This window comes from Halomonas sp. BDJS001 (assembly GCF_026104355.1).
In the GTDB taxonomy this organism is placed as follows: domain Bacteria; phylum Pseudomonadota; class Gammaproteobacteria; order Pseudomonadales; family Halomonadaceae; genus Vreelandella.
In genome coordinates, this window is record NZ_CP110535.1 from 2,487,546 (window position 1) to 2,509,955 (window position 22,410).

General features: G+C 55.0%; 18 protein-coding genes and 2 pseudogenes. 8 read left to right on the forward strand and 12 right to left on the reverse strand.

Annotated features, from left to right (window positions below; all coding sequences use genetic code 11):
• Positions 1–9 precede the first annotated feature (9 nt).
• From OM794_RS11510 to OM794_RS11535, 6 genes and pseudogenes are all read left to right on the forward strand, one after another.
• Positions 10–1,218 (forward strand): 3-oxoadipyl-CoA thiolase, encoded by a 1,209-nt coding sequence (locus tag OM794_RS11510; RefSeq protein ID WP_226251233.1) that lies wholly within the window; start codon positions 10–12, stop codon positions 1,216–1,218.
• 102 nt (positions 1,219–1,320) lie between these two features.
• A pseudogene (locus tag OM794_RS11515) lies at positions 1,321–2,141 on the forward strand (IclR family transcriptional regulator).
• Positions 2,142–2,245: 104 nt separating this feature from the next.
• Positions 2,246–3,379, forward strand: coding sequence for an MlaE family ABC transporter permease (locus tag OM794_RS11520; RefSeq protein ID WP_226251231.1), 1,134 nt, complete (start codon positions 2,246–2,248; stop codon positions 3,377–3,379).
• Positions 3,379–4,206 (forward strand): ABC transporter ATP-binding protein, encoded by an 828-nt coding sequence (locus tag OM794_RS11525; protein ID WP_226251230.1) that lies wholly within the window; start codon positions 3,379–3,381, stop codon positions 4,204–4,206. The genes OM794_RS11520 and OM794_RS11525 overlap by 1 nt, the downstream gene beginning before the upstream one ends.
• A gap of 6 nt (positions 4,207–4,212) precedes the next feature.
• Positions 4,213–5,154, forward strand: a complete 942-nt coding sequence (locus OM794_RS11530; RefSeq protein WP_226251229.1) for an MlaD family protein — start codon at positions 4,213–4,215, stop codon at positions 5,152–5,154.
• A complete protein-coding gene (locus OM794_RS11535; RefSeq protein ID WP_226251228.1) occupies positions 5,151–5,774 on the forward strand; it encodes an ABC-type transport auxiliary lipoprotein family protein in 624 nt (207 codons plus the stop codon). Before OM794_RS11530 ends, OM794_RS11535 begins: the two co-directional genes overlap by 4 nt.
• Positions 5,775–5,783: 9 nt before the next feature.
• On the opposite strand, the gene OM794_RS11540 is transcribed toward OM794_RS11535, so the two are convergent.
• From OM794_RS11540 to OM794_RS11585, 10 genes and pseudogenes are all read right to left on the reverse strand, one after another.
• A complete protein-coding gene (locus OM794_RS11540) occupies positions 5,784–7,631 on the reverse strand; it encodes a protein kinase domain-containing protein (RefSeq protein ID WP_226251227.1) in 1,848 nt (615 codons plus the stop codon).
• Between the two features lie 76 nt (positions 7,632–7,707).
• Positions 7,708–9,009 carry a 2-oxo acid dehydrogenase subunit E2 gene (locus tag OM794_RS11545; protein WP_226251226.1) on the reverse strand — a complete coding sequence of 434 codons (1,302 nt, stop codon included), beginning with the start codon at positions 9,007–9,009 and terminating at the stop codon, positions 7,708–7,710.
• A 17-nt stretch (positions 9,010–9,026) separates the two neighbouring features.
• Complete coding sequence (locus OM794_RS11550) at positions 9,027–10,004, reverse strand: alpha-ketoacid dehydrogenase subunit beta (protein WP_226251225.1); 978 nt, start codon at positions 10,002–10,004, stop codon at positions 9,027–9,029.
• Between the two features lies 1 nt (position 10,005).
• Entirely contained in the window at positions 10,006–11,208 is a 1,203-nt protein-coding gene (locus OM794_RS11555; RefSeq protein ID WP_226251224.1) for a thiamine pyrophosphate-dependent dehydrogenase E1 component subunit alpha, read from the reverse strand.
• A gap of 199 nt (positions 11,209–11,407) precedes the next feature.
• On the reverse strand, positions 11,408–12,193 hold the full coding sequence (locus tag OM794_RS11560) for an ABC transporter permease (RefSeq protein WP_226251223.1): 786 nt from the start codon (positions 12,191–12,193) through the stop codon (positions 11,408–11,410).
• Positions 12,174–13,135 (reverse strand): annotated as a pseudogene (locus tag OM794_RS11565) (ABC transporter ATP-binding protein). Before OM794_RS11565 ends, OM794_RS11560 begins: the two are co-directional and overlap by 20 nt.
• Positions 13,132–14,331: an ABC transporter permease gene (locus OM794_RS11570; protein WP_226251221.1), complete on the reverse strand. Its 1,200-nt coding sequence runs from the start codon at positions 14,329–14,331 to the stop codon at positions 13,132–13,134. The pseudogene OM794_RS11565 and the gene OM794_RS11570 overlap by 4 nt, the downstream one beginning before the upstream one ends.
• 47 nt (positions 14,332–14,378) lie before the next feature.
• The gene (locus OM794_RS11575) at positions 14,379–15,305 is read right to left on the reverse strand and encodes an ABC transporter substrate-binding protein (protein WP_226251220.1); all 927 of its coding nucleotides are present in this window, start codon (positions 15,303–15,305) and stop codon (positions 14,379–14,381) included.
• A gap of 122 nt (positions 15,306–15,427) precedes the next feature.
• A complete protein-coding gene (gene cysS, locus OM794_RS11580) occupies positions 15,428–16,834 on the reverse strand; it encodes a cysteine--tRNA ligase (protein ID WP_226251219.1) in 1,407 nt (468 codons plus the stop codon).
• A 26-nt stretch (positions 16,835–16,860) separates the two neighbouring features.
• A complete protein-coding gene (locus OM794_RS11585; protein ID WP_226251218.1) occupies positions 16,861–18,540 on the reverse strand; it encodes a glutamine--tRNA ligase/YqeY domain fusion protein in 1,680 nt (559 codons plus the stop codon).
• Between the two features lie 155 nt (positions 18,541–18,695).
• Here OM794_RS11585 and OM794_RS11590 point away from each other — a divergent pair, with 155 nt between their 5' ends.
• Both OM794_RS11590 and OM794_RS11595 read left to right on the forward strand, forming a co-directional pair.
• On the forward strand, positions 18,696–19,196 hold the full coding sequence (locus OM794_RS11590; RefSeq protein WP_226251217.1) for a peptidylprolyl isomerase: 501 nt from the start codon (positions 18,696–18,698) through the stop codon (positions 19,194–19,196).
• A 13-nt stretch (positions 19,197–19,209) separates the two neighbouring features.
• Complete coding sequence (locus OM794_RS11595; RefSeq protein WP_226251216.1) at positions 19,210–19,983, forward strand: UDP-2,3-diacylglucosamine diphosphatase; 774 nt, start codon at positions 19,210–19,212, stop codon at positions 19,981–19,983.
• Between the two features lie 77 nt (positions 19,984–20,060).
• Here OM794_RS11595 and OM794_RS11600 read toward each other — a convergent pair whose 3' ends face one another.
• Together OM794_RS11600 and OM794_RS11605 are read right to left on the reverse strand one after the other, a co-directional pair.
• Positions 20,061–21,881 (reverse strand): SurA N-terminal domain-containing protein, encoded by a 1,821-nt coding sequence (locus tag OM794_RS11600; protein ID WP_226251215.1) that lies wholly within the window; start codon positions 21,879–21,881, stop codon positions 20,061–20,063.
• 126 nt (positions 21,882–22,007) lie between these two features.
• Positions 22,008–22,280 (reverse strand): HU family DNA-binding protein, encoded by a 273-nt coding sequence (locus OM794_RS11605; RefSeq protein WP_007114333.1) that lies wholly within the window; start codon positions 22,278–22,280, stop codon positions 22,008–22,010.
• Positions 22,281–22,410 lie beyond the last annotated feature (130 nt).

Below are 22,410 nucleotides of genomic sequence, written 5' to 3' on the forward strand. Positions count from 1 at the left end.
AAAACCATCATGCAAGACGCCTACATTTACGACGGTTTACGCACCCCTTTTGGTCGCCACGGCGGCAGCTTAGCGGCTATCCGCCCCGATGAACTGCTGGGTTTAACCCTTAAAGCACTGGTCGCCCGCAACCCCTTCGCCCCAGAAAGTTATGAAGAGGTACTGGCAGGCTGCACCAACCAGGCAGGGGAGGACTCCCGTAACGTGGCCCGTCACGGAGCGCTGCTCGCTGGCCTGCCTATTGAAGTCGCCGGACAAACCGTCAACCGTCTTTGTGGCAGCGGCTTAGCGGCAATGATGGACGCTGCCCGAGCGGCGCGCCTGGGGGAAGGCGAGCTATTCCTAGCCGGTGGCGTTGAGTCGATGTCCCGCGCACCCTACGTATTAGGTAAAGCAGACTCCCCTTTTGCTCGCAATCAGCCAATGTTTGACACGGTGATTGGCTCGCGTTTTCCCAACCCTAGGCTTGCCAAAGAGTACGGCAGCCACAGCATGCCGGAAACCGCCGACAATATTGCCCACGATCTGAGTATTGGCCGCGACGCCAGCGATGCCTTTGCCGCCCGCTCCCAGTCGCGCTACGCCCAAGCGCTGGCCTCAGGTTTTTACGACGGCGAAATGTTTGGCGTTGAGGTGCCCCAAGGGCGTAAACAGCCGCCACTGTTGGTGGATAAAGACGAACACCCCCGCCCACAAAGCACCGAAGACAAACTGGCCCAACTGGGCCCGCTATTCGAGGGTGGCGTTGTCACCGCCGGAAATGCCTCAGGCCTCAATGACGGCGCTGCTGCCATGATTGTCGGCACCAAGGCCGCCGGTGAGCGTGTGGGCTTAGCACCACGCGCGCGCATTGTCGCCAGCGCCGTTGCCGGTGTGGCACCAAGGGTTATGGGGTTAGGGCCAGTACCCGCTTCACAAAAGGCGCTGGCACGAGCCGGGCTTACCCTTGAGCAGATGGATGTAATTGAAATTAACGAAGCGTTCGCCGTTCAGGTACTTGGTTGCATACAGCAGTTGGGGCTCTCCGTTGATGATCCACGCTTGAATGCCAACGGCGGCGCTATCGCCATTGGTCACCCTCTGGGAGCTTCAGGAGCACGTTTGGCGCTTACGGCTCTCCGTCAGCTTGAGGCGACCGGTGGGCGCTACGCGTTGGTCACCATGTGCATCGGCGTCGGTCAGGGCATTGCCACAATTATCGAGCGTCTGGACGGCTGATTTAGTGTCAAACAGCCGCTATTTCGTTGATAGGCATGAACGCTGCGTCTAAGTAGATATGCGATACTGGGCGCCATAAGCCACCTATTGTTGGGATATTGAATGCACCCCACCGACACTGATGCTGACGACCCGCAGTTGCCCGGAAAAGATCGCAACTTTGTGACTGCCCTCGCACGCGGTTTAGAGTTGCTGCGCGCCTTTGGCGCAGGTGAAGAGTATTTAGGCAATGCTGAGCTGTCCAACCGTACAAGTATCCCTCGCCCTACGGTGTCAAGGTTAACCTATACCCTGACACAGTTGGGCTATCTCCAGCACAATACCCACCTGGAAAAGTACCGCCTTGGTCCAGGTGTCTTAGCCTTGGGGTATCGCTTTCTCGCCAATATGGGCATTCGCGAAATTGCCCGCCCGCATCTGCAAAATTTGCCGATGCCACCGACTGTAACGTTAGCCTGGGCGGGGCCGACCGCAGCGATATGGTCTATTTGGAAACCTGCCATGGTCATGGCCCGCTAATCATTCGCCTGGACACAGGCTCCCGCCTGCCCATTGCTACTTCTGCGATTGGTCGTGCCTGGCTATGCGGTTTAACGGACGAACGGCGCCAGCAGGTGCTTCAAGAGTTGGCCAGCGAATATGGCAACGACTGGCCGCGTTATGAAGCAGGCATACAACAGAGCTTCAAAGACTATGCGCAGTACGGTTTTTGCCTCTCTGAGCAGGATTGGCAGCGCGATATTAGCGCGGTCGCCATGCCGCTGATTTTGGAAGATGGCGCTGAGGTCATGGCAATCAATTGCGGTGGCTCCAGCCTACGCCTGGATCATGACCGTTTGGTCAACAACCTGGGCCCAAGGCTCAAAGAAGTCGCTAACCAGATAAAGCAGGAATTGGCCCCCAGGTATCGTTCTGGTAGATAGCTTTGCGCTAGGAAGACTTTAACTAACGCTCGTTTGAATGCATCATAGCTCTCTAATCAAGCGCATTAATAATGCATCGATACTATTAGCGCCAAGGAGAGGGGATGCCAAGCGAGTGGATTGCGCGTCATGATCAAACGTTAGCACTACAGGGCGAGTGGACGCTTGCCAATTATCGCGATATCAAATCAGCGCTTTCTCATTACACAGTCAAAACCCCAGCGCGAAACGAGGCTGGGGCTGAGTCTGTCTCCTTAAAAGCTATCACCCGCCTCGATACGGCCGGTGCCGTGCTGGTGATTGAACTGATTGGCGTTGAGAGAGCGCAAAAAGTATCCGACTGGGCGGGTGAGCTGCCAACAGAGCAGCAGGCACTGCTTGTGCGTATTGCCGAGGCCATGGAAACACCGCTTGACATCGAGCCTCCCTCTTATTCGCGCCTCAGCCAAGCGCTTGCCACGGTAGGTGGACACATGGTGGGGCTTTGGTCTCAGCAGCGCCAACTGCTGGCCTTTATTGGCCTGGTCATTGCCACCCTATTCCAACTGATATTCCGGCCACGTCGTTGGCGCGTAACCGCCACGGTAGCGCACGTTCAGCAGAGCGGCCTGAATGCGGTACCCATCGTTGCCCTACTGACATTTATGGTAGGTGCCGTGGTGGCGTTCCTGGGCGCGACCGTTTTGCAGGATTTCGGCGCCACGGTGTATACCATCGACCTGGTGGCGTTCTCTTTCTTGCGGGAATTTGGTGTTCTGCTTGCCGCTATCCTATTAGCGGGGCGAACCGCCAGCGCCTTTACGGCGCAAATTGGCGCCATGAAATCCAATGAAGAGATTGATGCCCTTCAAGCGCAGGGACTAGACCCTATTGAGCTTTTGGTGCTGCCCCGGGTTATGGCGATGTTAGTTAGCCTGCCCATGCTGGCATTTGTGGGTATGCTCAGTGGTTTGGCAGGTGGCGCCATGGTGGCTGCTCTCTCCCTGGATATTTCCCTCACCCAGTTTATTAACACGCTGCAAAAAGACGTGTCGGTGACGCACTTTTTGGTAGGACTTAGCAAAGCGCCGGTGTTTGCGTTTGTGATCGCCGTTATTGGCTGCCTGGAAGGCTTTAAGGTCAGCGGCAGCGCCCAATCCGTCGGGGCACATACCACCTCCAGTGTGGTGCAGTCGATTTTTATGGTGATTCTGATTGATGCCCTTGCCGCGCTGTTCTTTATGGAGATGGGCTGGTAATGGATGCAGAGTCGAATAAGCTAGAGTCAAATAAGCGACCAGTAATCAAGGTTCGGGGGTTAGTGAACCAGTTCGGCACCCATGTGGTTCACGAAAATTTAGATCTCACCCTTGAGCGCGGTGAAATTCTTGGCATTGTGGGAGGTTCCGGCACCGGAAAATCCGTGCTTTTACGCAGTATTGTCGGTTTAAAACGTCCCAATGGCGGCACGGTTGAAGTCCTTGGCACCCCCCTTAGCGAGCTAAACGAGGAGCAGCGTAGCCAAATAGAGCGCCGCTTTGGGGTGCTGTTTCAGCGCGGCGCACTATTTAGCTCGTTGAACCTGCAAGAGAATATCGCGCTGCCGTTGATCGAGCATGCCAAACTGCCGCGTGAAGACGCCGAGCATCTTGCCAGGATCAAGCTTTCGCTGGTCGGGCTTCCGCCACAGGCCGCGCTGCAATTTCCCGAATCCCTATCGGGCGGCATGATTAAGCGCGCCGCCCTGGCCCGTGCCTTAGCGCTAGATCCCGACATTCTGTTTCTCGATGAGCCTACCGCGGGGCTTGACCCTATTGGCGCGGCGGCCTTCGATCAATTGCTGGTGACCCTACGCGATGCGCTGGGGTTCAGCGTTTTTCTGGTCACCCATGATCTGGATACTCTCTACGCCGCCTGCGACCGGGTCGCCGTACTCTCGCAGAAACACGTGCTGGTGGTCGATACCATCGACAAGGTATCAGAGACTGACGATGAATGGATTCAGGAGTACTTTCACGGGCCCCGCGGCAGAGCTGCACAAGAAGCTCATACCGCCTCTTCAACTAACGCTAACGTCCAGGAGTGACTGCACATGGAAACACGGGCGCATCACGTTTTAATCGGCCTTTTCACGCTGGCCACTGCCGCTGGCGCGTTACTGTTTGCACTATGGATGAGTTATGCAGCAGGTGAACGGAGCTATCAACCCTACCGTATCCTCTTTGAACGCAGCGTAAGCGGCCTGTCCGAAGGAAGCAAGGTACAGTACAACGGTATTGAGGTAGGCGATGTCACCGAGCTGATTCTGAACCCGGATGATCCACGCCAAGTGATTGCCAATATCCGCGTATACGAAGATGCGCCGATTAAAACAGATACGCGCGCCCGACTCGCCTTTGCCAGTATTACTGGCAGCATGTCGGTTCAGCTTCACGGCGGTACCCCAGAGAGCCCACGCCTGGTTGATCAAACCAACGATGAAGTTCCATTTATTCAGGCCGATCCCTCCCCCATCGCCACGCTATTCGATGAGGGTGAAGAGATGATCGAGAACATCAATTCGATCCTGCAAAACGTTAACGAACTGTTTGACGATAATAACCGTGAGCAGGCAGGCAATATCTTGACCAACATTGCCCAGATTACTGAGATGATTGCCACTCAGCAGGAAGCGCTTGATAACAATATGGCCCTGTTTGGCGATGCTGCGCGTCAGGCAACCACTACCCTCACCAGCATTGATGAACTCAGCCATGAAGCCACTCTGCTGTTACGCGAGGATGGCCGCATAGTCATGCAGAGCGCTGCCGATGCGAGCCGCGATGTGGCCCGCGCCGCCCAGCGTATTGAGCAGCTCGTGGAGAGTAACGCAGGCGCCGTTGAAGGGAGCTTGCAGGGTGCCCAGGATATTGCCCCAGCGCTCTCTTCACTGCGCTCCACGCTGAGCACGCTGGATCGTATTACCCGCCAGCTGGAAGAGAGCCCGACGGACTTTTTTCTGGGCCGTGACCAGGTAGAGGAGTTTCGCCCATGAGTTTACGTATTCCCGCCATACTTCTAATCAGTGTTGCACTACTCAGTGCCGGCTGTTCGATTCTGCCCGAAAGCGAGCCAGCTACCCTTTACCGTTTGCCTGCGAGCGATTTGCCGTCTTCGACCACCTCATCCAATAGCACTAACCAACGCCTGGGCATTGCCGATCCCGAAGCGGGGCACCTACTCAGTAGCAACCGAATTGTGGTCTACCCCGAGGGAAATGTTGTCAATGTATATGAGGGCGCCCGCTGGCATGAAGATACCCCCGACCTTATCAAGGCGCGCTTGATTGAAGGGCTACAGCAGAGCCAGCTGTTTGCTGGTGTGGGTAGTGACCGTCTGCCCCACGATCTGCTGCTACTCAGTGAACTGCGCCATTTTCAGAGCGACTATGTGACCAATCCACCCACGGTGAAGGTGCAGCTCAATGTTCAACTGGTCAGCCCTCAAAACCGAACACCACTTGCGGCAATGAATTTCAGCACCAGCGCGCAAGCGCGCAGCGTCGATATTACCGATGTGGTGGATGCGTTTGGCAACGCTAGCGACGAGCTTACTGTGCAGTTGGCCGACTGGTTAGCGCAGCAGACCAGAGTGATAAACCGCCCTCAGCGTTAATCAATGGCGCTACTGGTTAGTTAATTTTTTCACAAAATCCCGCGGGTCACGGGGATAGTAGCGCTCGGGCTGGCTTTCCAGGTGGGCGAAATAGCGCGTATCCTTATAGGGCATTTTCATAAAGCCGGAGACCCCCAGGCCTTCAATTTGGTTTACCGATGCAAGAATACTGGCCAGCAACGTGCGAAATTCATGCTCCTTGTCAGGATCAAGTAAACGGTAGTAGCTATGAATTTTAAGATGCTGCGGCAGCGCTTCAAAAATGATCATACCGGTGTGGTGAATATCATTGAGCTGCTGCAGCACGCGCATTATCGATTCAGGCAGTACGAGTAGCTCTTCGGGGTCGGGCCCATCTTCGAAATAGCTGTGTTGGCGGGTGCGATCTTCAAGCTCCGGCACCGCGCTCAGCTCATAGTTTATTGCCATATTCGGCTCGCTAACAAAGGCGTCATCCGCTGAAGCACGCTCTAAGTGCAGTGTTTGGCGGGCATTAAACAGGCAGCTTTTAAAAACCCCTTGGCGATGAATCGCTCTAGCCAGGTGCACCATATTATTAACCGCCTCGATAAAGGCAGGCTTGAGCGCCGGGTCGTGCAAATTTAGCGACGAATCGATATACACCCCTTCCCGCTCCCAGCGAACCGCCAAGCCTCCTACCACAGGATATTTCCCCAGTCGGCTCACCGATGCCAAAAAAGCCTTTTCGGTCTCCCCCATCCCCTGCATAAACTGCTTGTAGTAGCGGTCAAGCTGTACATCGTTAACGTCATTGAGAGTTTCCTGTGCATTTGCTTCGCGTAGAAAAGCTTTACGCGAGCTATACACCACGGTATCGATTTCTTGATGCGCAGGACGCACCCATACTGGCACCAGCGGCACATTGAGCGCTGCAGGCAGATCGATCATCACAACCCTGGCCATGCGTGGCATGTTATTTAAAAAGTAGTCGCCCGCTTTGCGCCGCACCTGAGGGTCTGGATCGAGCATCCCATCCAGGGTGCGGGCAAACTCCATGGGCAAGCCCAGCGAGCTGGCGGGAATCGCCCGATGACCAAAGCGACAAGACTGCGCTGACGCCAGCGCATACAGGGTTCCCGCCGCTCCTTGCTCATCGAACCGCGGCGATGAGAGTGCGCCGTTTAACTGCTCTTCGCCGATAAAGTAGACATCGCCCAAGCGGGCATTGGTCTGCTGCAAGTTATCGGACATTAGCTCCATTACGTTGGCACCCACAAACTGCAGCTGGGCGTCTAGCTGAGCAAAGACCGATGAGCCCCAGTCGATTAGCGCAATGGATTCATGCTCGGCATCAAACACCAAGTTGGAGGGTTTGATATCGCCATGCACCACCGGTCGCGCCTGGTGACCAGATTCACGGCGCAGAGCCATCAGGATATCGGCGAGCTGCGCCGCCATGCGCACAATCAGGCGTGGAGAGAGGCGCCCCTGCTTGAGCGATACCTGCTCTAAATTCCAGCCGGGTGCACGCTCCATGACCAGAATCGACTGCCCCCGAGAGCGTTGGTAGGCAATGAGACCTGGAATACGTGGATGGGAGACCTGCTCCAGCATGAACGCCTCCTCTTCGAGGCGCTCCTGCAGATGGGTGGGCAAGGTGATGCGTGAAAACTTAAACACGTAGTGGGCGGTTGCGCCCTTGTGGCTGGTACGACCTGCAAACACAAAACCGTAGGCGCCCTTACCAATTAACTCGATGTCTTGGTAGCCCAACTGGGTGAGCTGCGCCTGACACAGCGCCACCCAGTCTTTAAGCTTGCGGGCATCGTGATGGCTCAGCAGATAGACCGACTGCTCTTCGGGTATATAGAACTGCTGAAGCGCTGCCTGATACATTGGTTTATACCAACAAATGCTTATAACAACACGGGCTCACGGGCTTATGCCAACACTGTTTTAAACCCCTACTTATTCACGCCAAGTGAAGCAGCATGGTTTCCGGGGCTTCCAGAAAGCCCTTCCAGGCATTACAGAAGCGCGCAATGGTACCGCCATCGATAAAGCGGTGATCCCCCGCCCAGGTGATGGTCATAATCGCCCGACGCTGCACCGCACCCTGCTCATCAAAGCGCGGTAACCATTGGGTTTTACCAATTGCCACTATCGCAGCTTCCGGGGCGTTAATAATCGGTGCTGCGTAGGTACCTCCCAGCGCACCGATATTGGAAATACTAATAGTACCGCCTTTTAAATCAGCCTGATCAACCCGCCCCTCCCGCGCTGAGGTGGTTAGCCGACCGACTTCCTGGGCAATTTCCAGCAGGGTTAAGCGCTCAACGTTTTTCACATTGGGCACCATCAGGCCCGCTTTGCTATCCACTGCCATACCAATATTGCACTGAGGGTAATAGTGCAGCTCATCCCCAGCCGCATTAAGCTGGGCATTAACGATAGGCTCTTCGGCCACCGCCAGCGCCATGGCTTTCATAAAGAACGGCATGAGGGTTAGCCGCTCTCCCTGGGCCTCGACCAACGGCTTTAATCGCTCTCTAAGCGCCAGTAGGGGAGTAACGTCGATCTCTTCGCCGTAGTGAAAATGGGGAATGGTGCTGGCTGCCTCGACCATACGCTTGGCCATCACCGCCCGTACGCCACGCAGTGGCTCCACTCTGGACGCCTGGGTTTCAGGCTGGTTGTTAGCAGTTCGGTTTTTTACAACGGCCTGGCTAGATGAGGCTGCAGCTTGGGATGCTTGGTCAAGATGCGCCAGCACGTCCTCTTTAAGCACCCGGCCATCCTTGCCGCTGCCCGCGATCTCCGTGAGCTGTAGAGAGTGTTCACGCACCAGGCGCCTAACGGCGGGGCTGGCGGGAACCTTGCTATATAGGGGGCCAGCCCCCGGAGTGCCTTTAGCAGTGGGCGGTTCTGCCGCTGTCTCATTCAGCTTTTCACTGGCGGCCGGTTGTATAGCTTCTGGCTCGGCCTCACTCTGATAGCTGTTACTTTGTTGACTGGCTTGGTCGCCGGCCTGGCTACCTCCCTCCACTTGATAGGCAAAGAGCGGCGCATGCACCTTGGCAATTTGCCCCTGGGCCACATAGAGTTTGGTCACGATACCGGCTTCGGGGGCGGTAATCTCCACCAGCGCCTTGTCGGTCATGACTTCGACAATGGGCTGGTCTTCTTCAATTTGATCGCCTTCCGCGACGCGCCACTCGACCACTTCGCACTCAACGATGCCTTCGCCAATATCCGGCAGTAAAAAATCGCTCATTGTTTTTCTCCTCAGCGCTAAAAGTTGACGCTTTCGCGAATCGCTTCAAAAATCTTCAGATGATCAGGCAGATACTCTTTTTCCAGCACCAGCGGAAAAGGCGTATCGAGCCCGGTCACCCGTGTAATGGGCGATTCCAGGTAGAGAAAACAACGCTCTTGAATAGTGGCGGCAATTTCACCGGCAAAGCCGCCGGTTAATGGCGCTTCATGGCTGACCACGAGCCGGCCGGTTTTTAGCACCGATTCAGCCACCGTATCCGCGTCCCAGGGCAGCAGTGAGCGCAAGTCGATCACTTCACAGGCGATGCCCTGCTCTTCGGCTAGCTCAACCGCTTTGCCAATCACTTCCATCTGAGCACCCCAGCCTACTACGGTAATATCGGTACCCTCTTTGGTGATGTCGGCTTCACCAATGGGTAGCTGGTAATCCTCTTCGGGTACCTCACCTACCGCAGCGCGATAGAGACGTTTGGGCTCCAGAAACAGCACCGGATCCGGATCGCGAATCGCGGCAAGCAACAGCCCTTTGGCTTGATAAGGGTTGCGTGGCACCACCACTTTGAGACCCGGGGTATGGGTAAAATAGGCTTCCGGCGATTGTGAGTGATAGAGACCGCCCGCGATGCCGCCGCCGTAAGGGGTACGAATAGTCAGCCCACCTACGTTAAACAGATCGCCGGAGCGGTAGCGGAACTTGGCAGTTTCATTAACGATTTGGTCAAAGGCGGGAAAAATATAGTCGGCGAATTGAATTTCCGCGACAGGCACCGAGCCCTGAGCCGCCAAGCCATTGGCAAAGCCGATAATGCCCTGCTCAACCAGCGGCGTATTAAAACAGCGCGCTTTACCGTACTTCTCCTGCAGGTGGCTGGTGGCCCGAAAGACGCCGCCAAAAATTCCCACGTCTTCACCAAAGCAGATGACTTTTTCATCTTCTGCCATGGCGATATCCAGGGCGTTATTAATCGCCTGGAGCATGTTCATGGTAGCCATATTACGCCTCTCCCTGAGTATCAGTCTCGGTGCCCACATCCAAGTCCAGCGACTTTGCTCCGCGGGGGTAGGCATCCGGGTAGCGACGTATATGGCGCTTTAATTGATCAAATTGACGCTGCAGTGCGGGGGTAACATCGGCATACACATCGCTGATCAGGCTTTCCAGTGGCGGCGATGAGCGCTTCTCTGCGCGCTTCATGGTTTCCAATACTTCACGACGCAGGGTCTCCTGCTGAGACGTCTCCTCCTCTTCGCTCCACCACTGCTTCTTCAACAGCCACTTTTGCAGCCGCAGCAGCGGGTCTTTGGCACGCCATACCTCCTCTTCATCTTTTGACCGGTAGCCAGAGGGGTCGTCAGAAGAGGAGTGCGCGGCAAGGCGGTAGCTCATGGCCTCAATCAATACCGGCTGATTTTGCTCAACGGCAATCTTGCGTGCCTGACGCGTCGCTTCATAGACCGCCAGGACATCGTTACCATCGACCCGAATGACGTGCATGTGGTAGCCAAAGGCACGCGGAGCGATACCGTCAGCAGCAAACTGCTCGACGGCAGGCGTGGAAATGGCATAGCCATTGTTTCGGCAGAAGAAAATCACCGGCACCTGATGCACTGAGGCCATATTCAGCGCGGCGTGGAAGTCTCCCTCGGAGGCGGCGCCTTCACCAAAAAACGTTAACGTGCAGTGCCCGTTACCCGCCAATTTTTGACCGTAAGCGTAGCCCGTGGCCTGAGGAATCTGAGTCGCTAAGGGAGACGAGATGGTCATGTAGTGCAGCTTACGCGACCCATAGTGAATCGGCATTTGACGGCCTTTGCCGTAGTCCAGCTCGTTGCCGAACAGCTGGTTCATGAATTCGTCGATGGAGAAGCCGCGATACATCAAAGCGCCCTGCTCGCGGTACTGCGCCATAATCATATCAGCGTCATTGAGCGCAGCAGTGGCGCCCACTACCGCGGCTTCCTCCCCGGTACACTGCATATAGAAGCTCAACCGCCCCTGGCGCTGGGCAGCCATCATGCGTTCATCAAGAATCCGCGTGGCCAGCATTGCCTGATAGATACGCCGGGCGTGATCACGCTCAAGCGCGGGTTCATCGGCGCCGCTATGCAGCTCACCTTCCGGGTTAAGCAGGCTGAAGGTAGGAATCGTAAATTCGTCGCCGGTCATGAACTCCGGCTGGTATACATACTGTGTCATCATTATTGTCCTTGTTTCACCCCTTTTGAGGGCAGTGTTGTTGGTATTGACCGTTTATGCCAGTGGATTTATCTGCCATAGGCCAACGCAACATCTGGCGACCACAACACTCAGGACAATAACGCAGCGCAAGGAGTTTAGGGATGCTACTTAAGACGCAGAGAGGTTAAAACCCAGCAGTTTGTTTGAAACAAAAAGATTAGGTATCAGAGATGCGCGCACGCAGTTGACGCTGCAGCACTTCGAACAGGCTATCTACCGTTAGCGCCAGCAAGGCGATGGCCAGCGCCCCTTGAACCACATAGGCCATATTGCCGTTCACGATGCCGGAGATGATTGGGTCACCCAGGTTGCTAGCCCCCACGGTGGCGCCGAGCGCAGCGGTGGCAATATTAATGGTGACCGAAGTGCGAATGCCCGCCAAGATGACCGGTGCCGCCAGCGGTAGCTCGACTTGCCACAGAATTTGCGCTGGTTTCATGCCCATTGCGTGGGCAGCCGTTTTAATATCGCCTTCGACGCCCTGTAAACCCGCGAGGGTATTGCGCACGATAGGCAGTAGCCCGTAGAGCATTAAAGCGACAATAATCGGCAACGTACCAAACCCCAGTACGGGCACCGCCAGCGCCAGTACGGCTACCGGGGGAAACGTTTGTCCCAGGGATGCCAACTGGGCCACCAGAGGTAGAAAGTCACTGCCCCATTGGCGGGTAACGGCGATGCCCGCGGCGACTCCCACGATAATGGTTACCACCGCTGCGATCCCTACCACAAACAGATGTCGACCAAGCAGAACATATAGCTCAGCTCGGTCATAAATCACTTGTCGGGCATCGGGCTCCAGCCAGCGAAACAGGGGCTCGGCAGCCGACATAGCAACAACGCTAATCATTAGCAGCGCCCCCCATAACAGTGACCATAACCATTGCGGGGCTTGTTTGTGAGGCTGGGCGGCGTTTAGCGAGTTACTCACGCGGGTTTCCATTATCCAGTTGGGCCTCCTTGATAATTCTCCGCAACGATAGCTCACCGACCGGCACATCATGCTGGTCGACAACGGTCAACCGGTCGCTATGATCACGCAGCATCATCGAGAGCGCCTGACGCAGCGAGAAAGTCCCGGGGATACGCGACTGCGCGGGTAAGGTAGGCCCCATGGAGGTCATATGATCTTTTACCCGGGTTAGCGCCGCCTGTTTAAGCCCCCTTTCCAACCCACCCAACAGCGACTCAACAAAAGGGTCGGCAGGGTTTTGTAATAGCGCCAAGGGAGAACCCTGTTGCACGATTCGACCTTCACGCATGACCACCAAGTGATCCGCCAGCTTAAGGGCTTCATCCATATCGTGGGTCACAAACAGTACGGTTTTGTGCAGCCGTGCCTGCAGCTTGGCCAGCTCATCCTGTAGCTTTTCACGGGTAATAGGGTCAAGCGCGCCAAAGGGTTCGTCCATCAAAAGAATATCCGGGTCTGCCGCCAGGGCACGCGCGACCCCCACCCGCTGCGCCTGCCCACCGGAAAGTTGATGGGGATATTTATGCCCAAACTCATCAACCGGCAAACCGAGTAAGTGCATTAACTCAGCCACCCGTGACTGGACATCGGCTGCTGACCACTTCAATAACCGCGGCACCAGGCCAACATTGCGCGCCACCGTCCAGTGGGGAAATAGCCCGGTGTGCTGAATCACGTAGCCAATCCTGCGACGTAGCTTCACCGGATCGTACACATCTATCGCCTGCCCATCGAGGATAATGTCCCCTTCGCTGTGCTCAATTAAGCGATTAATCATGCGCAGAGTGGTCGATTTACCACAGCCCGATGTTCCCACTAAGGCGCAGAATTTACCCTTGGTACCCGAAGAGAAATGTCGTCCACAGCGGTTTCATCCCCAAACCGCTTGGATACGTGGGACAACTCGATCATCTTGTTCCTCCGGGGCGTAGCGCTTCTGCCAGGGCACCTAAGCCCGCATCTACCGCAAGCGCCAGCATTAAAATCGGTAGTGCGCCGAGTAGCACCATGTCCATGGCAGCTTGGCCCAATCCTTGAAAAATGAAAGTACCCAGCCCCCCCGCACCAATCAAAGCCGCAACAGCAGTAAGCCCAATGGCCTGTACGGTGGTAATCCGCACCCCTTCCAAGAGCACCGGGAGCGCCAGCGGTAACCGCACTTGCCAAAACCGCTGTCCGGTGCGCATACCCATCCCCTTGGCGGCCTCTAACGTATCGGCGCTCACTTCTTCAAGCGCGATATAGGTATTGCGCACAATGGGCAGCAGACTGTAAGCAATCAGTGCGATTAAAGCTGGCGTTGTGCCAATACCACTCACACCAAGCTGACTCAACACGGGTACATTCGCGGCAAGCCAGGCTAATGGTGCTAGCAGTAGACCAAATAACGCCAAACTGGGAATGGTTTGAAGGAAATTGAGTACTGCAAAGGCACTCTTCTGCAGGCGGGCATAACGCCGCATCAGCATAGCGAGCGCTAACCCAAGAACGACACTGACACTGACAGCGATACCCACAAGCTTAATGTGCTGTACAACCGCACTGAGAAACTGTTGATCACGGGCTTTAAATTCTTGAACGAGGGCGAGTGTCTCTAACCCAAAAGCCGCGCATAGCCACCAGATCAGCGCGACACCACACAGCAGCAGGGTGGGCCACATGCGGGTAAGCGTTAGCCGTAAGCGTAGTTCCACCAAGCACAGCAGGAGAACAAAAAGCACGACCCAATAGGCCGCACCTATGCCTAAACGTGCTTGAGGCATCTCCGGGTCAATGAGCAAATAACTGCTTGCCATCAATCCCACCGGCATTAGCGCCATTATCACGACCACCGCTGCTAACAGCGCCCGGTAATGACGATGACTTGGCTGAGACGCGAGAATACCGATAAAGGAGAGCAGTAGCGTTACTAAAAGCGCACCGGGCCAACCGAACGCATCAAGCGCACCGTAATCCGTCCCTGCCACGATGCGATTGGGCGCCATGCTGACCACGTCAAGTAGCCAGAACGCGGCCAGCATCGTAAGGCTAAGCGTAATAAGCACAATGTTTGGGTGCCGCCCTTCCCAGCGAAGCCGCGGGGTGGGCAGTGCATCCATTAGAGACATTAATTAGTTATTCCGAGCATTAGCATTATTTATAGGAGTACCAGGTATTAATTATTAAGCGTATCGAGGTAGTCACTGGCCACTTGAGAGGGGGACAACCCGTTAACGGCGACATCGGCATTGAGTGTTTGCAGCGTGACCAGATCCAGGGTGGTGAAAACGTCATTGAGCAGCGCTTCGATTTCTGGATAGGCGTCAAGTACGCTTTTACGTACCACTGGGGCAGGTTGATACACGGGCTGCACGCCCTTGGTGTCTTCCAATACCACCAGCCCCAGCGCCGTTAAGCCACCATCCGTGCCATACGTCATGGCGCCATTAACGCCGCTGGTCTGTTGGGCAGCAGCACGCATGGTGGCGGCGGTATTGCCCCCAGAGAGCACCAGCAGTTGATCATCACTTAACTCAAAACCGTAAGCTTCCTGGAACGCCGGGAGTGCTTGCTCAGACTCGACAAACTCAGCGCTGGCGGCGAATTTGAACTCTCCCCCATCTGCCAAATAGGCGGCGAGATCTTCTAGACTCACCAGCTCATTCTCCTCGGCGAGATCTTCGCGGACGCTCATTGCCCAGGTGTTATTGGCACTGGCAGGCTGCAGCCAAATCAGGCCCTGCTGCGCATCACGTTCGCGTACGGTTTCATAAGCCTGATCTGCATTATTCCATACTGGGCTGTCGGTCATATCGAAAAAGAAAGCCCCATTACCGGTGTATTCTGGGTAAAGGTCAATTTCGCCTGCTTCTAAAGCGGTGCGTACGACGCTGGTGCCACCCAGCTGCAGTCGATTTTCAGTGGCAATATCGTTCCGTTCCAAGGTTTGAATAATCAACTCACCCAGCACCGACCCTTCTGTGTCGATTTTGGATGAGACCACGACGGGATCATTGGCACTGGCCTGAGAAAATGCCGCAATGGATAGGACGCAAGCAGTGACCAGGGACTTAGCGGTGAAGGCATTCGCTGAAAAGCGCATCTTGGAGTTCCTTTTGAAGTAGGCTTTTTCACACTGAGGCTCTTAACCAGTATAAGAGCCATCAGCTTTTACACCATAAGAGCCATCAGCTTTCAGAATATGCAAATCAGACCCTTCAACGTTTAGAGAGCCTCAAACACCCAGGACGTACCTTCACGGGAGTCTTTAAGAATAATCCCTAGGTTCGCAAGTTCATCACGGATTGCGTCCGCCTGGGCGAAATCTTTGTTTGCCTTCGCCTCAATACGCTGAGCGATTTTCGTTTCGATCTCGCTCTCACTTAGCGGCATACTCTGCTGCTGAGTACCTTTTAAGAACGTTTGGGGCGATTGCTGGAGAAGACCCAAAATAGACCCAAGCTGCTTTAACTCGCACGCCAGCTTAGCCGCTTCAATAGGCTGCTCCTGTTGTTTGGCGCGATTGACCTCCCGGGCCAGCTCAAACATCACCGCCAAAGCTTCAGGGGTATTGAAGTCATCGTCCATTACTTGGGTAAAGCGCTGACGATAAGTCGAGGCATCACCGCTTGTCTCACCCTTTTCTTCGCCCAGTTCAAGACCTTCCAGCGCTGTGTACAGGCGCGTTAGCGATTTACGCGCCTCGGTCAGTGAATCCACCGAGTAATTGATGGGGCTACGGTAGTGACTGGCCACCAGCAGAAAACGCACCACCTCTGGGTCGTGCTCGGCCAATACATCTCGGATGGTGAAGAAGTTGCCCAGGGATTTGGACATCTTCTCCTGGTTCACCCGCACGGCGCCAGCGTGCATCCAGGTATTGACGTAGGTTTTGCCTGTAGCCGCCTCGGATTGGGCAATCTCGTTTTCATGGTGCGGGAAGGTCAAATCTGGTCCACCACCATGAATATCGAAAGTGTCGCCCAGGCAGCAGGTCGACATTGCCGAGCACTCAATATGCCACCCCGGACGACCGTTGCCCCAGGGTGACGCCCAGTGCGCCTCCCCTGGTTTGGCGGCTTTCCAAAGCACAAAGTCGAGCGGATCCTCTTTATGAATATCCACATCTACCCGGCTGCCTGCACGCATATCGTCAAGCTGACGATTATTGAGCTTGCCGTAATCGGCAAATTTGCGCACCCGGTAGTAGACATCGCCATTATCAGCCGCGTAGGCAAAGCCTTTTTCAATCAGTGTTTCTATCATCGCCACAATATCGTCGATATGCCCCGTGGCACGGGGCTCATGACTGGGCGGTAAAACAAACAGGCGCTGTTCATCTTCGTGCATGGCGTCAATCATGCGCTCCGTCAGCGCAGAGATGCTTTCGCCGTTCTCATCGGCACGCTTGAGGATCTTGTCGTCGATATCGGTAATGTTGCGCACATAGTTAACTTCGTAGCCGCGCTCTCGCAAGTAGCGGGTGATGACGTCAAAGGCGACCATGACCCGAGCATGCCCAAGGTGGCAGTAGTCATACACCGTCATGCCGCAGACATACATGCTCACTTTGCCCGCTTCCAGCGGAGTGAAAGGCTCTTTGCGACGCGTCAGCGTATTGTAAATATGCATATGGCTATCCATGTTGTTTCTGGGCATTAGCCCTTCTGCTTGATTTTAGCCCAGCTGTCTTTTAAGCCTACGGTACGGTTAAACACCAAATGCTCTGGTGTGGAGTCATGGCGGTCAGCGCAGAAATAGCCGACACGTTCGAACTGGTAGCGTGACTCAGGCGCTGCCTCGGCAAGACTTGGCTCACCGATGGCCTGGCAAACGACCAAAGACTCCGGGTTCAGATGCTCAAGAAAGTCGACATCTTTATCCCGATCAGGCTGTTCAACGGTAAATAGGTTGTCGTAAAGACGCACTTCCATCGGCACACCGTGGGCAGCGCTAACCCAGTGAATAACACCCTTCACCTTACGTCCCTCGGGATTTTTACCCAGCGTATCGAAGTCGACCGAGCAGTGCAGTTCACTGATCTCACCGGCGGCGTCTTTGATCACTTCGTCACAGCGAATCACGTAGCTATTGCGCAGGCGTACTTCCTTGCCCGGCGCTAGGCGGAAGAACTTTTTAGGCGCATCTTCCATAAAGTCGTCTTGGTCGATATACAGCTCGCGGCTGAACGGCACCTGACGCACCGCCATATCTTCACGGGCGGGGTGACCAGGGACTTCGTAGATCTCCTGGTGATCTTCCGGCACGTTGGTGAGCACGACTTTCAGCGGCTTTAACACACACATGGCGCGCGGGGCATTGTCTTCAAGATCTGAGCGAATGGCGTGGGTCAACATAGCGATATCCACCAGGCCACCGTCGGCACGAGTCACGCCAATCATCTCGCAGAATTTACGAATTGACGCTGGCGTATAGCCACGGCGACGCATGCCGGAAATCGTCGGCATACGCGGATCGTCCCAGCCATCGACAATGTTTTCGTCAACCAGCAGTTTCAGTTTGCGCTTGGAGGTCAGGGTGTAATCGAGATTCAGCCGCGCGAACTCTATCTGGCGTGGTTTCGAGGGTACCGGCAAATTATTCAAGAACCACTCATACAAGGGGCGGTGATCTTCGAATTCCAGCGTGCAGATTGAGTGGGTAATTCCCTCAATGGCGTCCGACTGACCGTGGGTAAAGTCGTAGGAGGGGTAGATTTTCCACTTATCGCCGGTTTGGTGGTGGCTGGCATGACGAATGCGATAAATAATCGGGTCGCGTAGATTGATATTAGGCGAGGCCATATCAATTTTAGCGCGCACGACTTTTTCACTCTCGCCAAACTCACCTTTGCTCATACGCTCAAGCAGATCAAGGTTTTCATCGACGCTGCGTTCGCGGTAGGGGCTGGGTTTACCCGGTGCCGTTAGGGTGCCGCGATACTCCCGAATTTCGTCCGGTGAGAGATCATCGACATAAGCTTTGCCTTCACGCATCAAGTGCTGCGCCCAGGCGTAGAGCTGGTCGAAGTAGTCAGAGGCAAAACGCACCGGGCCTGCCCATTCAAAACCTAACCAACTGACATCCTCTTTGATCGCATCGATATAGGCCTGCTCTTCTTTAGCCGGGTTGGTGTCGTCAAAACGTAGATGACACTCACCACCCATTTGCTCCGCCAGCCCGAAATTGAGACAGATCGACTTTGCATGGCCGATATGCAGGAAGCCATTGGGCTCCGGGGGGAAGCGCGTCACGATTTTAGTGACCTGGCCGCCCTCGAGTTCGTCGCGTACTTGGTTGCGAATGAAGTTCGGCGCTGGGGTGGTCTCGTTGGTCATGATGGTGTTGATAACCTCGTGGTGGATGGCGTGCTGAGCCGTGAAGACATAGGATACCCCTATAGCCCTTCGCGGTGCAGGGCAAAACCGCTATTATAACGTGACGCCGATGCACAGCGCCAAGGCGAACGCCTTTATTGAACAGGAATTTATCTATGATCGTATTACAGACGAACCATGGTGACATCACCATCGCCCTTAACCACGAAAAAGCACCGATTAGCGCGGCGAATTTTGAGCAGTATGTGCGCGACGGCTTTTATGACGGCACCCTGTTCCACCGGGTAATTGACGGGTTTATGGTACAAGGGGGCGGTTTCGATAAAGATTTCGAGCAAAAGCCCACACGCGACCCCATCGACAACGAAGCCGATAACGGCTTGAAAAACACCATTGGCACCCTGGCCATGGCACGCACCCAGGATCCGCACTCGGCGACTGCCCAGTTCTTTATCAATGTGGGCGACAATAGCTTTTTGGATCACAGCGGTAAAAGCCTGCAAGGCTGGGGCTATGCGGTGTTTGGCGAAGTCGTCGAGGGTATGGATGTGGTCAACGAGATTAAAAACGTAGCGACAACCCGCCGCGGCATGCATGCCGACGTGCCCGCGGAAGATGTCATTATCGAGCGTGCGTACGTCAAAGACGCTGAATAACACTGGGAGCCTTATGCGCACACTGCTTGTTGCCGACCTCCATCTGAGTAGCGATACCCCCGAGATCAATCAGGGGTTTTACCGCTACTTAGAGCACACCGCTCCAGGCGCCGACGCGCTGTATATTCTTGGTGATCTTTTCGATGCCTGGATTGGCGATGATCTTCTTGACGCCAATACGCATCCGCTTAGCGTGGTTGCTCATGACCTGATTCGCCGTTTGCGAAAACTTAGCAGCGACGGCACTGCGGTGTACCTCATGCACGGCAACCGAGACTTTCTGCTGGGCGAGCGCTTTATAAACGCCTGCCAGGCATTTCTACTACCGGATATTGAGGAGGTGGAAATCCAAGGGGTGCCCGTTTTACTGCTCCATGGCGATAGTTTGTGTACCCAGGATGAAGCCTATATGGCTTTTCGCAAGCAGTCGCGGGATCCAGAGTGGCAGGCACAGATGCTGGCACTCCCTTTGGAACAGCGTGTAGCACTTGCCCAGAGCTTGCGTACGCAATCCGGCGAAGCCAATGCGAATAAAGCTGAAGCCATTATGGATGTGACGCCCCATGAAGTCATTGCGCTGATGGAGCGCCATGGATTGACCACCATGATTCACGGTCACACCCACCGCCCCAAAGTGCATGACTTAACAGTTGAAGACGTCCCGGCCAAACGCTATGTACTCGGCGATTGGGATGCCCAGCACGGCTGGGATATTATCATTGAGCGCGCCGACCATACGGCACCTCGACTACGTCAGTTCTCTTTGACGGAACCACCTGATTCCTAAACGCCGTTTACAGCTATAAAAAAGCCGATCTCACGATCGGCTTTTTACTCTTGCTGTTAAATCGGGCTGAAGCGACCCTATCGCTCTATGTCGGCATCGCTACGCAGGTCATCAATTAACCCCTGCAGCACCGACTGGGCACGCAACTGCTCAGCCATTTGCGCAACGAACGCCTCCAACTGATCATCGACCTCACCTACGCTTACGCTATCCAACGCCACTACCGCCACTCCTTGCGGCAGTTCAACCGTGCGATAGACGCTTTCACCCTCTTCTGGGCGCGCCATGCGGAAGGCTTCCCGAACAATCAGTTGAGGTACAGTGGTATCCGCCTGTCGGCTTATGCCGTTGGCTTCGAGCCAGTCAACATCATCTTGCTGCCCCTCTCGCAGAGTGGCGACCAGTGCCTCGCCCTCTTCACGCAGTGCTTGCTGCTGTTTCTCTGCAGCCACAGACATTTCAACATCCTCGCGCACTTCCTCAAGCGGTAACAGTGTCGCATCGCGCTGCTCGGCAATCCGCAGTACCAGGCGACGATCCTGATCCAGCTCAATCACTTCGCTGTTGTAGCCCTCTTCATATACGTCATTACTAAAGGCTGCAGACATTACGCCTGGCTCAGATAGCACACCTTCCGCCTCATCATCACGTGCCAGCCAATCACTCTTCTGCAGGGTCAGGTTGAGCGCATCGGCAACACTTTGCAGGTCTTCGGCGGCGAAGCTCTCATCGATCAGCTGCTGAACCCGCTGATTAAATTCGTCATCTACCTCCCGTAGCGCGACTTCCCGTGCCAACTCGTTACGCTGCTCTTCGAAGGTGGGCCCCTGAATATCTGTCACCTGGATGATGTGGAAAGCGTTATCCATCTCAACCGGCTGGGACACATCCCCCTCTTCGAGACCAAAGGCCGCGTCATCAAAAGTGTCGCCGAAGAAACCACGGCTGATCACACCCAGATCGCCGCCCTCTTCAGCACTGGCAGTATCGTCTGAGTAGCGTAAAGCGGTATCTGCAAACGACTCACCACTCTCCAATGCCTCACGCGCGGTCTCAGCCAACTGCTGCGCTTCCTCGCGGGTACGCTCATTGCCAAAGGTAATCATAATGTGGGATACGCGGCGATCAGCATCACGGTTTTGCTCACGCCATGCGTCACGCAGTACCTCTTCGTCTACGTCACGCTCCTCCGCCATTGTTTGGCGGTCAATTAGCACATACTCAAGGCGTACCTGTTCGGGCCGTTCATAGCGCTCTTGATGGGCATCGTAATACGCTTGGAGATCATCATCGCTAACGTCGATATCGACATCCAGATCATCACCATCCAGCACCACGTAGCGGAAACTGCGCTGCTGGCGCTGTAATTCGGCCAGGCGCTCTTGCTCGTTTGGCAGGCTGAAATCGCTGAAGGCTAAGCCTTGCTGTAAATGCTGACGCTGTATGTCGATACGTAGCTCTTCACGAAAAGAGACCGGAGTATAGCCAGCGCCGGCGAGACGGTTACGGAACACCTCCGCAGAGAAGCGCCCATCCTGATCATGAAATTCCGGCAGGCTGACAATTAATTGATCTAGTTGCTGTTCAGAAACGGCAAAGCCACCCTCTTCAGCGTATTGGGATAACAACTGCTGAGTGATGAGTTGGTCAAGCATATCGTTGCGCAAGGCGCGCTCTTGTTCTGGCGGCACTTGGCCTGAACGCAGCGCGCGCTGAACCTCAAGCTCAACCTGCTGGCGCATTATCGGCTGACCGTTGACGCTCGCTACTTCGTTCGGATCGCTGCCAAAAAGCCCAAACAGTGACTCAATCCCGAAAAGGGCCATGGCCGCAACCATAACACCGATAATAATTTTGGCACCCCAGCTCCTGGAGCCATCTCGAATACTTTGCAGCATGCTAGCCTCAGATAGTCACAGCCAAATACATTGGCCCGCTTAACTCAAATGAACAGAGGGCCTGAAAATAACATGGGCGCATCGCCAGTGCGATGCGCCCATAAGGTTACAGCAAACGCGGTCAAATTAGTTGACGGCGTCTTTCAGCGCTTTACCTGCTTTGAAGCTGGGTACTTTGGCAGCACTGATCTGGATTGGTTGACCCGTTTGTGGGTTACGGCCAGTTCGAGCTGCACGCTCTTTGATCGCGAAGGTACCAAAACCTACCAGTGATACGCTTTCGCCCTTCTTAAGGCTATCGGTGACAGACTCCACCATGGCATCCAATGCGCGGGTTGCCGCTGCTTTAGGAATATCTGCAGACGCGGCAATGGCTTCAATCAGCTCGGACTTATTCACTCTTCACCCCTTGACTGTTTCAAAAAAATGGCTCTGAACGGCATGGTCACCGATGGATACGACGATCAAAGCATAGCTGCGTTTTATAGCAATGCCTTGAAACATCTGTCAAGCAACCATGTCGCGAGAT

Excerpts from the sequence above, each read along its gene's own strand:
- OM794_RS11595 (WP_226251216.1), top strand. The coding sequence starts at position 19,210 with ATGCGCACACTGCTTGTTGCCGACCTCCATCTGAGTAGCGATACCCCC.
- OM794_RS11535 (WP_226251228.1), top strand. The coding sequence starts at position 5,151 with ATGAGTTTACGTATTCCCGCCATACTTCTAATCAGTGTTGCACTACTC.
- OM794_RS11600 (WP_226251215.1), bottom strand. The coding sequence starts at position 21,881 with ATGCTGCAAAGTATTCGAGATGGCTCCAGGAGCTGGGGTGCCAAAATT.
- OM794_RS11520 (WP_226251231.1), top strand. The coding sequence starts at position 2,246 with ATGCCAAGCGAGTGGATTGCGCGTCATGATCAAACGTTAGCACTACAG.
- OM794_RS11530 (WP_226251229.1), top strand. The coding sequence starts at position 4,213 with ATGGAAACACGGGCGCATCACGTTTTAATCGGCCTTTTCACGCTGGCC.
- OM794_RS11540 (WP_226251227.1), bottom strand. The coding sequence starts at position 7,631 with ATGTATCAGGCAGCGCTTCAGCAGTTCTATATACCCGAAGAGCAGTCG.
- OM794_RS11590 (WP_226251217.1), top strand. The coding sequence starts at position 18,696 with ATGATCGTATTACAGACGAACCATGGTGACATCACCATCGCCCTTAAC.
- OM794_RS11510 (WP_226251233.1), top strand. The coding sequence starts at position 10 with ATGCAAGACGCCTACATTTACGACGGTTTACGCACCCCTTTTGGTCGC.
- OM794_RS11560 (WP_226251223.1), bottom strand. The coding sequence starts at position 12,193 with ATGGAAACCCGCGTGAGTAACTCGCTAAACGCCGCCCAGCCTCACAAA.
- OM794_RS11570 (WP_226251221.1), bottom strand. The coding sequence starts at position 14,331 with ATGTCTCTAATGGATGCACTGCCCACCCCGCGGCTTCGCTGGGAAGGG.
- OM794_RS11550 (WP_226251225.1), bottom strand. The coding sequence starts at position 10,004 with ATGGCTACCATGAACATGCTCCAGGCGATTAATAACGCCCTGGATATC.
- cysS (WP_226251219.1), bottom strand. The coding sequence starts at position 16,834 with ATGCATATTTACAATACGCTGACGCGTCGCAAAGAGCCTTTCACTCCG.
- OM794_RS11525 (WP_226251230.1), top strand. The coding sequence starts at position 3,379 with ATGGATGCAGAGTCGAATAAGCTAGAGTCAAATAAGCGACCAGTAATC.
- OM794_RS11585 (WP_226251218.1), bottom strand. The coding sequence starts at position 18,540 with ATGACCAACGAGACCACCCCAGCGCCGAACTTCATTCGCAACCAAGTA.
- OM794_RS11555 (WP_226251224.1), bottom strand. The coding sequence starts at position 11,208 with ATGACACAGTATGTATACCAGCCGGAGTTCATGACCGGCGACGAATTT.
- OM794_RS11545 (WP_226251226.1), bottom strand. The coding sequence starts at position 9,009 with ATGAGCGATTTTTTACTGCCGGATATTGGCGAAGGCATCGTTGAGTGC.
- OM794_RS11575 (WP_226251220.1), bottom strand. The coding sequence starts at position 15,305 with ATGCGCTTTTCAGCGAATGCCTTCACCGCTAAGTCCCTGGTCACTGCT.